The organism is Kolteria novifilia, assembly GCA_007748055.1.
In the GTDB taxonomy this organism is placed as follows: Bacteria; Planctomycetota; Planctomycetia; order Kolteriales; family Kolteriaceae; genus Kolteria; species Kolteria novifilia.
The window spans coordinates 6,336,785-6,351,101 of the sequence record CP036279.1 but is presented as its reverse complement, the minus strand read 5'-3'; the positions used below and the strand labels follow the sequence as shown (position 1 = coordinate 6,351,101).

Below are 14,317 nucleotides of genomic sequence, written 5' to 3'. Positions count from 1 at the left end.
ATCGACGGGCATTCCGACCGCTGCCCCATATCGATGGGCGTTCCGACCGCTCCCCCTTGGACAAGGGGGGACAAAAGGAGCTTCCTACTTGCGGCTCTTAAGGAACGCGATCAGGTCGGCGAGGTCGGTGACCGAAAGATCCTTCTCGAAACCTTCGGGCATGATCGACTTGCCGGTCGCACGCATCTCCTCGATGTCACCACGAGGAACAATGTTCTCCTTCCCCTCGGCACCGCGAAGGACGATCGCCTCGGATGTCTCTCCCGCGAGCAGGCCGTTGACGACGTTGCCATCGTTGGTGACGATCACGTAGTCGGTGTAGCGGGGATCGACTGCTCGGTTCGGATCGAGGATGTCGTAGAGGAGCGTTTGCGGCGTCTTGTTGCGAACGTCGCTGATGTCGGGGCCGACAATATGGCCCTCGCCCGCGATGCGGTGACAAACCGAACAGCGTTTGCGAAAGACAAGCTGTCCGTGATGGGGATCGCCCGGATTGCCGAGGGCGGGGAGGTACTTGTCGACGACTTCGCGACGGTTCTCGCTGATCTCACCACCGAAGACCTTCACTGCGAGCGCCTTGATGTCCTTGTCGCGATGACGCAGCAGCAACCGACGTCGCTCAAGCCCGACGACGCCACGCGGAACATCGCCGCTGTCCATCGCCTCAAGCAGTCCCTTGGTCGTGTCGGACCGGCGGAAGGCGAGTTCGAGTGCCGCCGAACGTTGGGGGGGGAGAAGCGTCGACCAAGCGTTGACGAGAATGGGTAGGCTGCGGGGATCGTTCAGCGTCTTCATCGATTCAATGGTCGCCGTCGCCAAGGCGCCGGTCTGGTTCGGCTTGAGCAGGGCCGTGAAGACGGGACTCGCCTCCTCGAAGGAGAGATGCCCGACCAGACGCACCGCGCCGATGCGATCGCGCTGGGGACGGCTTTCATCCTTCGCGATGTCGGTGGCGCTGGTGAGGATCTTGCGGATGTTTTCGACCGAACCCTGAAGAGGTTCCGGCGGTGACTGAAGTAGTTTACCGAGAGTCGTTCGCCCCAACCCCCCTCGGTGGTAGCGAAGGCCCTCGGCAAGTCCGTCGATCGTGACGGTCTGCCACCAGGCGTCCGCGTCGTCACTCTCGGCGATTAGCTCGAAGAGCAGACGCAGTTCGTCGAGGTCACCCCGTTCGCCGACCGAGCGGGAGAGCGACCGCATCAGGTCCATGCCTCGGGTTCCCTTGGCGACCTTGAACTCGGAACGGTCCACGAGTCGGGACAGCAAGAGAGCCGACCGCGTCGCGCACGAGGTGAGCAGGGCACGACGCATCCAAGGATCGTCGCCGTCGCGAACCGCCAGTTCGGTCAAGGTCGGCAACAGGCCGGGATGATCGCTTTCGCCCAGGGCGAGCATGAGCTCGAAGCGGACCTTCGGATCATCCGACGTGGTGAGGGCGATGAACTTCGCGAGTAGCCGAGGATGGTCCTCGAGTTCCCCGACGGCGAGCTTGATCGCTTGGCCTTGGACGCGAGGATCGTGATCGTCGAGCAGACGCTCGAGATCGCTGACGCTGACTTTGTCGAGGCCGTCGAGCGCGCCGAGGGCGTGGACCCGGGCAAGGGCGCTCGGAGCGGTCAGCATCGAACGCAGTCGCGGCACCAAGTCGGTGCGCTGCTGGTCGACGATGAGTCGCTGGGCGAGGTCGCGCTGCCAGCCGTTGGGAGACGTTAGCAGTGTCAGCATCTCGTCATCGGAAGCGGGTGGCGTGTAGTCGAGCGACGGTCGCCCCTTGACCCGGATGCGATAGATGCGCCCCTTGTCCTCGCCGGCGCGAAGATCGAGCGTTTCCGCGAGCCCCTTGGGCATGAACTGCGGATGTTCGATCACCTGGCGGTACATGTCGGCCAGGTAGAGGGTGCCGTCGGGGCCGTTGGCCATGCTGACGGGGCGGAACCAGGGATCGTCCGATGCGAGGAACTCCGACCGCTCCTCGGTGCGGAAGGCCTTGAAGGTCGGTCCGTCGGGTTCGAGACGATAGCGGGTGACCAGGTGCCCGGTTGGTTCGCAAACGAAGACGTTTTCCAGGAAGTTGGGGCCCAACGCGCTGCCGCGATAGCACGTCACGCCGCACGCGGCGGTGTTGGTCCCGGCGTGGGTGTCAGCGGTCGTCTTCGTCGCCACGATCGGGTAGACCTTGGCGTCGCCGCCGAAGGGGGCCACGTCGGTGGAGGTGTCGGTAAGCAGCGCGTAGGGGTTCCGCTCGACCGCGTAGTGCGGCAGAACCGCGTGGCGGATCGGGTTGCGGTTGCTGCAATAGAAGCGGTGTCCCCAGTTGTCGAACGTGTTGCCGAACTGGGCACGCCCCGTCGTTCGCTCGAACGCGAGGCTATTGGGATCGAAGCGAAGATCGAAGCCGCGGATGTCGAGTCCCTTGTCGGCCGAACCCGGTTTGGAAATCTCGCCGCCGCTGAGTCCATTGGTGACGTAGATCCAGTTGTCGAGGCCGCGACGCGGGTGGGCGGTGCGCAGTTGCGGGTTACCCGGCTTGAAGCCAGTCAGCAGTGTCCGCTTGACGTCGGCGCGGTGATCGCCGTCGGTGTCCTTGAAGAAGCAGATGTTCGGGGCGGCGGTGACGATGACGCCGTCGTTCCACGCTAGGACGCCTTGCGCGAAGGAGAGATCCTCGGCGAAGATGTGCGACTGGTCCATGATCCCGTCGCCGTCGGTGTCCTCGAGCAGCTTGACCCGCGAGAGGGGCGGTTCCCCTTCGTTGGGGCCGTTGGGGTAGTCGCGATACTCGACGACGTAGAGTCGGCCGAGCTTATCGAAGCTCATGGCGACCGGATCGACGACCAAGGGCTCCGACGCGACGACCTCGAGCACGATGTTGTCGGGATGTTCAATACGCTTGAGGGACTCGCTCGGCGAGAGCGGCCCGGGGGCGTTGCTCGACGGTTCCGCCGAGAACGTGCAAACGATAGCGACGATCAATCCAAAGGTCACGGACCAACCTCCGACGGAATTTGCCTGCTGGGTAAGTGGAGGGCCAACGGGGCGGGAAAGTCGCGACGCCCTCCATCCTCACATGGTAGTCGAAATGGCCGCCTACTTGGCGCCTTTCTGAGCGGTCGCCAGTTCGTCGAGCAACGTCAGCAACGTTTTCTCGATCTTCTCGGCGACGTCGACCTCGAGATAACTCGAGCGCGCCCGCCAGGTCTCGTAGCCCTTTAGGCCGTGATGCTTGCGGGTCGGCAGGTAGCCGTTGTAGCCGTTGGCCAGCGAGACCACGAAGGTCGGCTTGAAGGGGCTCTCCTCCTTGATCGCCAGGCCGATCTCGACGAAGGTTTCGCACGGAATCGAGGCGATGCCGAGCTCCCCGACGCGGAAGGCCTGCAGGATGAAGTCGACCTCGTCGGGGTAGTCGGCGAGTTTGATCGCCTCGCGAGCGTAGATCTCCTGGAGGGTCTTCATCCGCTCGCCTTCTTTCTTGTTCTTGAGCAGTTCCCGGGCCTTGGCGAGCTCCTTCTTGTTGGCTTTGCGGACGCCGCCGCTGATCTCCTTCTGCCGGGCATCGAGCGAGACCCAATCGCGGAATTCGATCTGCTGGTAGGTGTCGTAGGCGACGCGGGCGACCGAATCGGCGACGACGCGGATTTGTTCGAAGGGTTGCTGGCGGACGCGCGGTTTCGAGAAATCGATGTTGTTAATATCGCCACTGGTGCCGTTGGACATGATGCCCACGAACTCCTTGTCCGCGTCGAGCAATTGGCCCAGCCGGTCGGCATAGACCGCGAAGTAGTCCGCGGAGAGTCCGCCACTGGTGCCGCCGACGTAGTGCAGGGAGTAGTTGGTCAGCACCGCCATCGGCTTGCCGTCGGGAGAGCGGACCGCCAACAGCGAGACCTCGGGATCGGTCGGACCGGCCGACTTGATGAGATTGGGGCTCGCGGCGGGCGGGTTCATCTTCACCTTGTCGTCAAACGTTCCGAAGGCGTTGACCGGAACCGTTCCCTCTTTCATGTACCAGCGGCGATTGAAGACCTGGGTCGGATCCTCGCCGACACCCCAGCCAACCTGGGCGGGGGCGAGCCGCTTGTTCGCGTTGATGATCCCCGCCGCGATCATCGCGGGGACTTCCTTGACGTAATTCTCGTCGGGGTCGGTTTGAAAGGCGGCGGTGACCGCCGGGGCGCTGTGAGTGTGTGTCGCGGAGATCAGGATGTGGCTCGTGGGGATGCCTGTCTCTTTCGACGCGATCTTCTTCGCCTGATCCATGATGAAGCGGGGCATCAGGCAGCTATCGCAGACCGCGAACGCGAGCTTGGTCGTGCCGTCGTCGAGTACCAGGCAGCGAGCGTGCATCCGGTCATGGGCGGCGGTGGCGGTACGGTTGCTCATGCCGCCGTTGACGTCGACAGGGAACTTGGTCGGCGTGATGTCTTGGGCGACGGCTCCCGCCTTGAAAACCTTCGCGGCTTCGGCCTGGGAGATCGTGAGGCAGCCTAGGGCTAGCACGAGCGGTAGGGTGAACCGGCGAGCGATCATCGGAAAAAAACTCCTGTGGGTCAGCGAGTTAGGCAAGCGGTCGCGGCAACGAGGGAGTGGGCCACGGGGGACATGCTTGCCGGCGGGTGGGAGGACTCGACGAAGCCAGCCTCCCCGACCGTAGGTAGCCTAACGATTTGAAAGCCCATGATGCAACGAGAAATCATCGAGAAATTGGCGATATCTGGGTCGGCCAGAAATCGACTTGTCTTCGCCCGCCGCCCCGTGGTTCAATGGGAAATCGAAACGTGACACCATCCCCCGGTTTCTTCTCGCCGTAGGACAGACTTTCCAGCCACGATTTCTTTCCAGGAGTTCGTCTGATGTCCCGCCAGTTTACGCGTCGCCATTTTCTCAAGACGTCGGCTATCGCCGCGACCGCCTCCCAAGTGACTTGGGGCGGTATCGTTCGTGGCGACAACGCCTCGCCCAACGACAAGCTCAACATCGCGATCATTGGACCGCACAACCGGGGCCATAGCAACCTCGTTGGCGTTCAGCACGAGAACATCGTCGGCATTTGCGATGTCGACGCGAACTTCCTCGAAAAGGAAGCCGCTCCGTTTCCCGACGCCAAACGCTACCGCGATTTCCGCAAGATGCTCGACGAACTCGAGCCGAAGATCGACGCCGTCGTCGTCTCGACCACCGACCACGTCCATGCTCCCGCCACGGTAATGGCGATGAACATGGGCAAGCATGTCTACTGCGAAAAGCCCCTCACGCACACTGTGGCCGAGGCCCGCTTGGTCGCCGAACTCGCCAAGAAGACGGGACTCGCGACCCAGATGGGCACGCAGATTCACGCGACCGACAACTACCGGCGGGTCGTCGAACTGATCCAATCGGGAGCCATCGGCCCCGTTCGCGACGTCCACGTGCTGATGGGCAAAAACCGTTGGCGTGACGGACGGTTCAACACCGGCAAGCCGGTGCCATCCCAACTCGATTGGGAACTCTGGCTCGGCCCCGCGACCAAAAGGCCCTACACCGACAACGTTCATCCCGCCAACTGGCGTAGCTTCTGGGACTACGGCATGGGGGTCCTCGGCGACATGGGATGTCACCTGATCGACCTCGTCCAGTGGTCGCTCGATCTTGGGCGTCCCAGCGTTGTTTGGGCCGAAGGGCCCGCGCCCCACGCTGTCGGCTGTCCCGCGTATGTCGAGGCCCATTGGGAATTCCCGGCGCGCGGTTCGCTCCCGCCGGTGACGCTGAATTGGTACGACGGGGGCCGTCAGCCCGCGGTCGCCAAGCAATTCAAGAATGCCGATGGATCGCCGATCAAGTTCGGCAACGGCGTCCTCTTCGTCGGCGACGACGGTTACCTCTTCGCCGACTACGGCAAGCGCATGCTCCTGCCGGTCGAGAAGTTTGGCTCCTTCACGCCGCCGCAACCGAGCATTCCGAAGTCGGTCGGTCATCACCAGGAATGGATCAACGCCTGCAAGACTGGCTCGCCGACGACGTGCAACTTCGACTACGCCGGCCGGCTGACCGAGACTGTCCTGCTTGGGACCGTTGCCTATCGCACGGGGAAAAAGCTCGAGTGGGACGCCGAGAAACTGACCGCGACCAACGCCCCCGAAGCACGCGACTTCCTCACCAAGGAGTATCGCAAGGGCTGGATTCTGGGGTAGGTTGACGCGATTGCCCGAGGGAGGCTCCCAATGAATCCGCCGAGGTCCATGGACCGACGGGTACCACGCTCGCGCGAGCATGCGGGGACGCCTCTAACGTCTTGATTGGCTAATGCATTGCTCAAGGAACTCTTGGGTGCCATGCACACGCTTGCGTGGGCATGCGGGAAGCGTCTCTGTTTTCGTGCAACTCTCGCCCAAGTGGGGACGAGCTTTCTCACGCGGCGACCTTGTCCCTCCCGCCACGATGGGCTATTGGCGAGTTAACCCTCAAGTTGGGGGCGTCCGCCGAGTTCGTTGAGGGCGTTTTCCGAGACTGGCGTCGCTCCGGCTCGCTTTTTCGCGCTCTTCAGCAGCGACTCCATCTGCTCGACCGTCGTCGCGTGCTCGGGATCTTCGGCGAGATTCGTGAACTCATCGGGATCGCTCAAGTAGTCGTAGAGCTCTCGCCCATTCTTGCCATTGCCCCACTCAGTGTAGCGGTAGCGCGGCGTCCGAATCGAGTACCCCATCACTCGTTCCCGCTTCCCTTGGGGGCCCTTCACGCGTATCCCGCGGCTCACCGTCACTGTCAGCGCTGCCTCCTTGCCCGGTTGGCTCGGGTCTTCCAGGATGGGAGCGAGGCTCCTTCCCTTGAGGTGCTTCGGTTTCGGCAGCCGGCAAAGATCGGCGAGCGTTGGGTAGAGGTCAACGAGTTCGGTGATCGCCTCGGTCGTCTCCCCACCGCTCTTTCCGTTCGGGTCGGTGATGATCAGCGGTACCCGGGCGGAACCCTCAAACAGATCCGACTTCTGCCACAACCCGTGCTGGCCGAGGTGATAGCCGTGGTCGGAAACGAAGACGACGATTGTGTTCTTCTCCAGGTCGAGTCGTTTCAGCGCCGCGAGTAGTCGGCCTACTTGCGCGTCCATGTACGTGACCGAGGCATAGTAAGCCTGGATGATCTCTTGCCGCTGTTCCTTCGTCAATTCCCGCTGCTTTGGCCGATCGGGCAGGGCCGCCTCGGGGATGTCGTCACGATCGCCCGGTTTCTCCATGACCGGCTCGATCGCGTTTCGAGGGTACATCTCGAAGTAATTGCTTGGCGCGACATAGGGCGTGTGAGGCCGGTAGAACCCGACCGCCAGAAAGAAGGGCTGCCCCGTCTTCTTCGGGTCGTGCGTTTCCATCAACTTGATCGCTTCGGTCGCGCCGATGCCGTCGGTGTGCTCGAGATCGTCGCTCTCGATATTCAGCCAGCTGAGCGTTCCGCCGAACTTCCCTTCCTGAAGGGTGTGGATCTTCTCGTGAACCTCTCGATCGATCCCGCGCGGGTTGACGACCTGGTCCCACGAGGCGGGATCGTCCTCCCCCGAGGTCCCGATCTGCGTTGGCACGCCGTAGTGATAGATCTTTCCCACTCGAGCCACGAAGTAGCCATGCTCGCGAAAGAGTTGCGGCAGCGTTGTCACGTTGGGGTTCTTGTCGCGAAAGTTGTCCTTGTTGGAAAGCACGCCCGTCTGATCGGGATAGAGCCCCGTCATGAACGACGACCGGCTCGGATTGCAGACCGGGTACTGGCAGTACGCTTTGTCGAACGTGACTCCCTTCTTTGCCAACGCGTCGATGTTCGGGGACTTGACGAGTCCATCCCCATAGCATCCCAAGTCGTTGTTGAGGTCATCGATCGTGATAAACAGCACGTTCTTCCGCGGCTTCTTGGTTTTCCCTTCCGCCGCCCGCGTCTTGCCATGAATGCTTCCGGCGACCATCACGGTCACCGCCATCAAGAGCCATACTCTCAAGCCGAGCATTCATCCATCCTTCCTTCTTGCAAGCCAGCAACCTCCACTCGCTCACATCATAACAAACAAGGCACCCAAAAGGGTGCCTTGTAGGGGGGGAATACAAGTTGACCGCCTCGTGTCATTCGTAACCGTTCACACCCTGTGAGTTGGTCTTTTCACGAAAGGGAGTTCGTGAGAGAATTCGCTCATGACAGGGAAGTCGAAGATACCTCCTGAACTCGCGGCCCAGATGACGCCGGAGGTGCGTGCCTTCGTCGAGTCGTTGCTGCTGCGAATCGCGGAATTGGAAGAAGCACTTGGCCCTCCCAAGACCCCGCGGAACTCGTCGCTGCCTCCCGGCAGTCAGCATCCGCATGCCAAGACACCACGCAAGTCGGCGCGATCGAAGCGGAAGCGTGGTGGCCAACCAGGTCATAAGAAACACGAACGTTCCTTGGTTCCCACCGAGGAATGCCAGGAAGTCGTGACGCTGCTGCCGAAGACCTGCCGGCGCTGCGACACGCCGTTGACGGGAGAGGACTCCGATCCGTTGCGGCATCAAGTGTGGGAACTCCCCGAGATCAGGCCGATGATCACGGAGTACCGTCGTCATCGACTCGCTTGTCCTTGCTGCGGCGAGAGCACCTGTGCTCCCCTGCCCGAAGGGGTACCGACCGGGCAATCCGGACCGCGTCTGATCGCGTTTACCGGCTTGCTGATGGCTTGCTTCCGCCAAAGCAAACGCCGCACGGCGTTGTTTCTCGAGTCGCTGCTTGGCCAGCCTTGCAGCGTCGGCTTGACGGTCAAACATCAGGCGATCCTCACCGAAGCCTTGCGGCCGGCCTACGACGAACTGGCGACGACCCTCCCGACTCAACCGCAACTGGGGGCCGACGAGACGCCGACCAAACAAGCGGGGCAGAAGGCATGGTTGTGGACCTTCGTGGCCAGCACCTTCACCCTCTTCACGATGCGTGGCTCGCGGGCGGCTACCGTGCTGAACGAACTGCTTGGCGAGAACTTCTCGGGCGTCGTGATGTGTGACCGAGCCAAGATGTACTGGCAGCTTGGCCGCCTGCAATGGTGTTGGGCTCATCTCAAGCGTGACTTCCAAGCCTTGATCGACAGCAGCGACCACCAAGTCAAACGCCTGGGTCATGACCTGATGCGACCGACCAAAAGACTCTTTCGCGAATGGGCACGCTGCCGAGACGGAACCATCACACGCCGAACACTCAAACATCGTCTGGCTCCCGTTCGTCGCGACATCGAGCACTTGCTGCTGCGCGGTCTCTTTAGCGGCAACCCGAAACTGATCGGCATGTGTCGTGAACTCTACGACCATCGCGAATGGCTCTGGACCTTTCTCGATCAAGATGGCGTCGACCCGACCAATAACCTCAGCGAACGTTCGCTACGTCACGCCGTGATCTGGAGGAAGCTCTCCTTCGGCACTCAGAGCAACGCCGGCAGTCGCTTCGTCGAAACCACACTGACCGTCATCGAGACCTGCCGACAACAATCCCGCGACCTCTTCACCTACCTCACCGACGCCGTCGACGCTCATTTCCGATCGCAACCAAGCCCATCCCTTATCACCAATCCGTGAACGGTTACCTGGTGTGTGTGCTTCGCCACCTCGAAGAAAGAGATCAACTCCGGGTGGGCTCTTGGAATCCAGTCCTCGTACCAATTCCATGTATAGTCCACTTCTGAGCTTGATTCAAACGCCTCTGCTGAGTCCTCGGGCTTGACGAATGGGAACTCTGCCGCCAGTTCACGAGTTGTGACCAACTCGACGATCCAGCAATGAAGTGATTTGGCAAATTTCTTCAGTTCCGGCGTGGCGCCGTTCGCAAGAGTGACGCCTCTTTGCCAGAAGTCGAACAGAAACATCCGCCTCTCGGCGCCGATGTAGACTTGAGAAGACCTTTCGTGTCGTTCGACATAGGCATACGCAGGAAAACCCTTGATGACTTTCCTCTGCTTGGGATCCAGTAGTTCGTCGAGGGTACGGACGTGAAGCAATGCGCCAACCTCGACGAGTGCCTGCTCAAGTCCAACCGCAAGCCCTCCTACCGCCAGTAGGTCCGGGTACAGTTTCGCCGTGTTGTTCGCATCTTCCGAGTTCATGACTCCGGTTCGTGCACCAACTCCACCGACCGGCCATCGGGATCTTTGACCACGGCTCGCAGGCCCCACTGTGTCTGTTTCCGATTACTCACGACGTCGCACTGATCTTTCAGTAACGCAAGGACTGACTTCACATCATCAACCTCGAATCCGATCCGAGTGGTCCCGTCCACTTCCTCAAACGACTGGGCAGGGTAGACTTCAATGACCAGACTGTCGACTTCGGCAGCCCAGTGAACTGGCCCCTTGCCGTGCTTCTCCTCCTGAAAATTCAGGCCGAGCAACTCATAGAAGCCGACCGTTTGGACAGGGAATTCGGATCGGATCACTAGCAGGTTGAGTCGAGGCGTGGTTATGTCTCGTTCTCCGACGAATTGCCACGCCATTCAGCAAGGCCCACGTTGGTTGCAGCGGTCGCACTCTTCGGAACGTAGACTCGCTCGGCAGGAGTGAGCAGACTTCCTGACCTCCAGTCGCCAATGAACGGTCGCTGCTGAGCTACGAAGCCACTCAAATCGACAATCTTGACAATCTCCTTCTTCCCGTAGGCTTCCAGTGTCTTGCCTCGAAGGCCGAGTTGAATCGCCCTGCGCTCGCACTTGCCGCCACTCGGATTGTGGTCTGGATCCCATTGGAGTCGCACGTCGGAACGTGCCCCTGCCGCCTTCCATGTGTCTTGGCTATCAAACAACTCCGGAACGAACGACGACGGCACGGACTGTTCCAGCAGCGAATCGAAGAAGGCCCGCCGAAGGCGGATCGCCAGAACGACTTCCTGTCCCTGTGACCGCCCCCAATCGCTACGATACATCATTCACAGGAAGTTCGGCTTGATCCAACTCATGCGGCTGTAGCTGAACTCACCGCCAAAGGCACTGTTCTTGACGGCGAAGTGCCCGATCTCCGGACGGTACGCCTGATAGACGATGATCGTCTCGTCATCAAACTGGGCGAGGATGTGGCGGCCGGAATCGGGCCATCGACACACTTGTTCGGAATAGGGGGTGGTTTCCACGTTCATCAATCGGTCCATCACAACAATCGCAATGCTCCCGTGACCTCGTCGATTCTTCCGGCCTCGTCCGGGCCGAGGGTTCATTGTCCCTTTCCCTCGCTCGTCACCAGACTATGACACTCGATCCACGTCGGTGGCTCGCACCTTTGGGCGAGTTTGCGGATCACCGGCTCAGGTACGGAATTACTCCGAGCGTTGTTCTGGCGAAGTAACGTCTCAAGGGGTGGTTCGAGATAGACGATCTCGATTCGGGCGTTGTAGTCGGCGAACAGGGAAAGCCAGCGGCCACGGGTCTGCCGCATCGTGTTGGTGGCGTTGAAGGCGAATGATGCTCCCGATCGAAGCAACTCCCGGCATCGCTCTTGCGCAGCCTGTGCCACTCGTCCCTGATCGTCGGTCGGCTCGAGACCGAGGTCTCCACGGATTTCATCCAGCGACACGACGGGAAGACCGCTGCGGTTCCGGGACAGCCATGTGTCCTTGCCACTGCCGGGAAGCCCCGCTATCAACGTCGCCGTGCAGGCGAATACTTCGTGGGGAACATAGTGCAGGTTGGGCTCCCGTTGCCGAAAGAACGTGAATCGGGCATGCTCGGTGGCGAACGGATAGGGCTGTTCATAGCAACCCGCTTCCTCGGCCATGAGTTTCCAGTAGTGCAGATTCTCCTCGGGCCGAGTCATCGAGTCGGTGTCCCTGCCTCGGGTGTCGGCAAGAGCGAAAAGATACAGCAGCCGATTGTTGACCAACCAAGACATCCGGACGACTTCGTGAGTCGGCTGATCACGTTCGAGCAGGAAGGCGGGACGCCCATGGTATCGGACCAGACGGGCGATCTCCTCACGTGTCGTCAGGTCGCAACCGAGATCACGCAGAACGGCACGGGCCACATGCTCTCCTTTGACGGCATGTTTCGGGGAGCGGACGCGGCCGGTTTCCGCATCGACTTCGGTCGTCAGCGGCTTGGCAACATCGTGGAACAGCGCCGTGTAGGTCAAAACGGTCCGCTCGTGTGGCGTGAGCGACGGCCACTCATCGAGTTTGGGCAGTTCGCCAAGGACCAGCTTGGTGTGGGTCCAGACATCACCCTCGGAATGCCACTCAGCATCCTGAGCGCAGGCCGCCATCGCCTGACACCACGACTGGCTTTCGGCCCAGTCGACGATGCCATCCAGCGACAACAGGTTGAGCTGATCCCATGTCATGACCAGATATCCACACCTTCGGCAAGCATGTTGGGCACCATCCGCTGGCGCTGCCAGTGCGTGCTTTGCTTGATCTTTTCGACAAACTCGGGCCGCACAAACTTGGCTCGTCCCGTGACGACACCGTGCGCCTCCGTCCGCAGGTAGAGACCTTCCATCAGGTTGTCGGGGCGATTGGTGGTCGGATTCTCAAAGTGACTGTCGAATTGCGATGGTCCGATCAAGTCTTCGAGATCATCACGTGTCACTGTGCCCCGATGAACGATGGGCACCGTCTGGATTCCCATTCCTTCGAGCAACGCCAGCCGCTGGTTCAGATCGAGAAAGACTTCCCGCTGCTTGTCGTAGATGTCGAACTCGAAAAAGTAGTGCGGCAGCTTCCGGTAGTGAACCGAGTGCCGGGCGTAGACCCATTCTCCGAAGAGCAAGTATCGGTTTTCGAGCCGTTCGTCGAGCACGTGACGCTTAACCGCTGTCCACTGTTTGAACAGGTCATACTGCGGGTGCATCCCATCAGTGATGAGATGGCCTCGGCATTGGAGGATCATCTCGCCCAAGTCCGAGAAGTGGATGCCGACGTTGGTGCCGTCGATCTTCTCTTCGACGATCAGCGACTCATCAGCGATGAATGCTTTCGATTCCGCCTCACCGAGATGCTTGTCGTCGTCCGTCCCCTTCGACCCGAACAGGTGGGGCGTGCGGGGATACTTGGTGAAATCACCTTGTGAAGCCCCCATCGTCAGGCTCCTTCCGCTTGGGCTGGGAGGCGGACCCACCTCGCTAGGGCTCCAAGAAGTGCAATCGGCCCGCCCGGTCATTTCGAACCGAGCGAGCCATTGATTTCTTCTTGAGACGGTCAGTCCCTAAAAGTAGTGGTCCCGGTTCACGCCATCAAAAGCGGCCTTTCGAGAGACAGCACGTTGCGAAGCGTTTGCCGGAATCGCAGGGGCAAGAATCATGTCGCCCGAGCTTCTCTTCCAGCAACTTGTCGCCGTGGACGACCCGCACTCCCTGCTTCACGTGAGTTTCGGACGGGTATCCTCGGCGGCGTTTGCTCATCGTCTCGAAAAAAATGGCAGTTCGTCAAGTTGCTCGTGGTTGCCGTTTCGCATGGCGCACCTCTTTCATTCCGGGTGCCGTACTCTCAGACACCACTTGTCGGGAGAGGTTCGGGGTGCTGCAGCGATTGTTGGAATCAAATGGCTTTGACTTCTGGAGAGGATCGAAGTGTTTAGGCGCCGTCTTCCACAACTCGTTTCCAACCGGATGGTTTCCCTTGAGCGACGACTGGCCAATGCGCAGGTGTGGTCTTTTGATCTGACGGAGCAGGGAGGAGAAATCAACCGACCGTAGCGGTCGCTTGGCGCATCGAGCGCCAAGGTCTGGAAACGGGCTGCCTTCACAAGATGAACAGATAGTTGAAGTCGGATGGAGTCGAGTCGGCGGGAGAATACCGCAACGCAAAGAGGGCCGAATTGGATACGGATTCGGGACGGTCAAAATTGGATACGAATAGAGCCAAATAAAAAAGCCATAAACCCTTTTGGCTTATGGCTTTCCGAGTACACCCGCAGGGATTCGAACCCCGAACCTTCGGTTCCGTAGACCGACGCTCTATCCAATTGAGCTACGGGTGCGGCAAACGGACATTTTAAGAGGTGATGGCCTTCAGACAATCCCTGGATGGCACTTTCGTTGAATCGGCTCGCGAAAGGCCGGAAAAATGCCGCCGACGGGAACGGAAAAGATGACGCGCGGAAGCAACGAAGGGTTCACTGGCGATGAAACGGGCGGGGAAAAAGGAGGTGGGATTCGACTCGTCAGAATCGATGAATTGCGACTTCTCGCGACAAACCCGACCAATCGCTTGATCCAACACAACCGGATGCACCCGGCCAGCCCCAACCCAAACTTGCGCCCGCCGATGCCGCGGCGGTTCCCACGGTCAAGCCATCGCCGTCGGGGGACCGAAACTACCCGTGGTACAAGCAAATGCCTGGCATGACGCCGTGGGGCCGAACCGACCGCGACCGC

Annotated in this window: 10 protein-coding genes, 1 tRNA gene and 1 pseudogene; 2 read left to right on the top strand and 10 right to left on the bottom strand. The window is 60.5% G+C overall.

The window, feature by feature from the left end:
• Positions 1–84 precede the first annotated feature (84 nt).
• Positions 85–2,985, bottom strand: coding sequence for a PVC-type heme-binding CxxCH protein (locus Pan216_RS23385; protein ID WP_145261926.1), 2,901 nt, complete (start codon positions 2,983–2,985; stop codon positions 85–87).
• Between the two features lie 102 nt (positions 2,986–3,087).
• Positions 3,088–4,527 (bottom strand): hypothetical protein, encoded by a 1,440-nt coding sequence (locus Pan216_RS23380; RefSeq protein ID WP_419192897.1) that lies wholly within the window; start codon positions 4,525–4,527, stop codon positions 3,088–3,090.
• A gap of 323 nt (positions 4,528–4,850) precedes the next feature.
• On the opposite strand from Pan216_RS23380, the gene Pan216_RS23375 reads away from it, so the two are divergent.
• Positions 4,851–6,167 carry a Gfo/Idh/MocA family protein gene (locus Pan216_RS23375; RefSeq protein ID WP_145261922.1) on the top strand — a complete coding sequence of 439 codons (1,317 nt, stop codon included), beginning with the start codon at positions 4,851–4,853 and terminating at the stop codon, positions 6,165–6,167.
• A 263-nt stretch (positions 6,168–6,430) separates the two neighbouring features.
• On the opposite strand, the gene Pan216_RS23370 is transcribed toward Pan216_RS23375, so the two are convergent.
• Complete coding sequence (locus Pan216_RS23370) at positions 6,431–7,960, bottom strand: sulfatase (protein WP_145261920.1); 1,530 nt, start codon at positions 7,958–7,960, stop codon at positions 6,431–6,433.
• A gap of 181 nt (positions 7,961–8,141) precedes the next feature.
• Between Pan216_RS23370 and tnpC the strand changes: the two genes are divergently transcribed.
• Positions 8,142–9,542 carry an IS66 family transposase gene (gene tnpC / locus Pan216_RS23365; protein WP_145261918.1) on the top strand — a complete coding sequence of 467 codons (1,401 nt, stop codon included), beginning with the start codon at positions 8,142–8,144 and terminating at the stop codon, positions 9,540–9,542.
• Here tnpC and Pan216_RS23360 read toward each other — a convergent pair.
• From Pan216_RS23360 to Pan216_RS23330, 7 genes and pseudogenes are all read right to left on the bottom strand, one after another.
• Positions 9,497–10,066 (bottom strand): hypothetical protein, encoded by a 570-nt coding sequence (locus tag Pan216_RS23360; protein WP_145261916.1) that lies wholly within the window; start codon positions 10,064–10,066, stop codon positions 9,497–9,499. The genes tnpC and Pan216_RS23360 overlap by 46 nt on opposite strands.
• The gene (locus Pan216_RS23355; protein WP_419193713.1) at positions 10,063–10,452 is read right to left on the bottom strand and encodes a VOC family protein; all 390 of its coding nucleotides are present in this window, start codon (positions 10,450–10,452) and stop codon (positions 10,063–10,065) included. The genes Pan216_RS23360 and Pan216_RS23355 overlap by 4 nt, the downstream gene beginning before the upstream one ends.
• A pseudogene (locus Pan216_RS23350) lies at positions 10,419–11,087 on the bottom strand (DUF4291 domain-containing protein). Before Pan216_RS23350 ends, Pan216_RS23355 begins: the two are co-directional and overlap by 34 nt.
• A 74-nt stretch (positions 11,088–11,161) precedes the next feature.
• Positions 11,162–12,283: an AAA family ATPase gene (locus Pan216_RS23345; protein ID WP_145261912.1), complete on the bottom strand. Its 1,122-nt coding sequence runs from the start codon at positions 12,281–12,283 to the stop codon at positions 11,162–11,164.
• Complete coding sequence (locus tag Pan216_RS23340) at positions 12,280–13,020, bottom strand: RNA ligase family protein (protein WP_145261910.1); 741 nt, start codon at positions 13,018–13,020, stop codon at positions 12,280–12,282. Before Pan216_RS23340 ends, Pan216_RS23345 begins: the two co-directional genes overlap by 4 nt.
• Before the next feature lie 154 nt (positions 13,021–13,174).
• Positions 13,175–13,342: an SEC-C metal-binding domain-containing protein gene (locus Pan216_RS23335; protein ID WP_145261908.1), complete on the bottom strand. Its 168-nt coding sequence runs from the start codon at positions 13,340–13,342 to the stop codon at positions 13,175–13,177.
• A gap of 504 nt (positions 13,343–13,846) precedes the next feature.
• Positions 13,847–13,920 (bottom strand) — tRNA-Arg (locus Pan216_RS23330).
• Positions 13,921–14,317 lie beyond the last annotated feature (397 nt).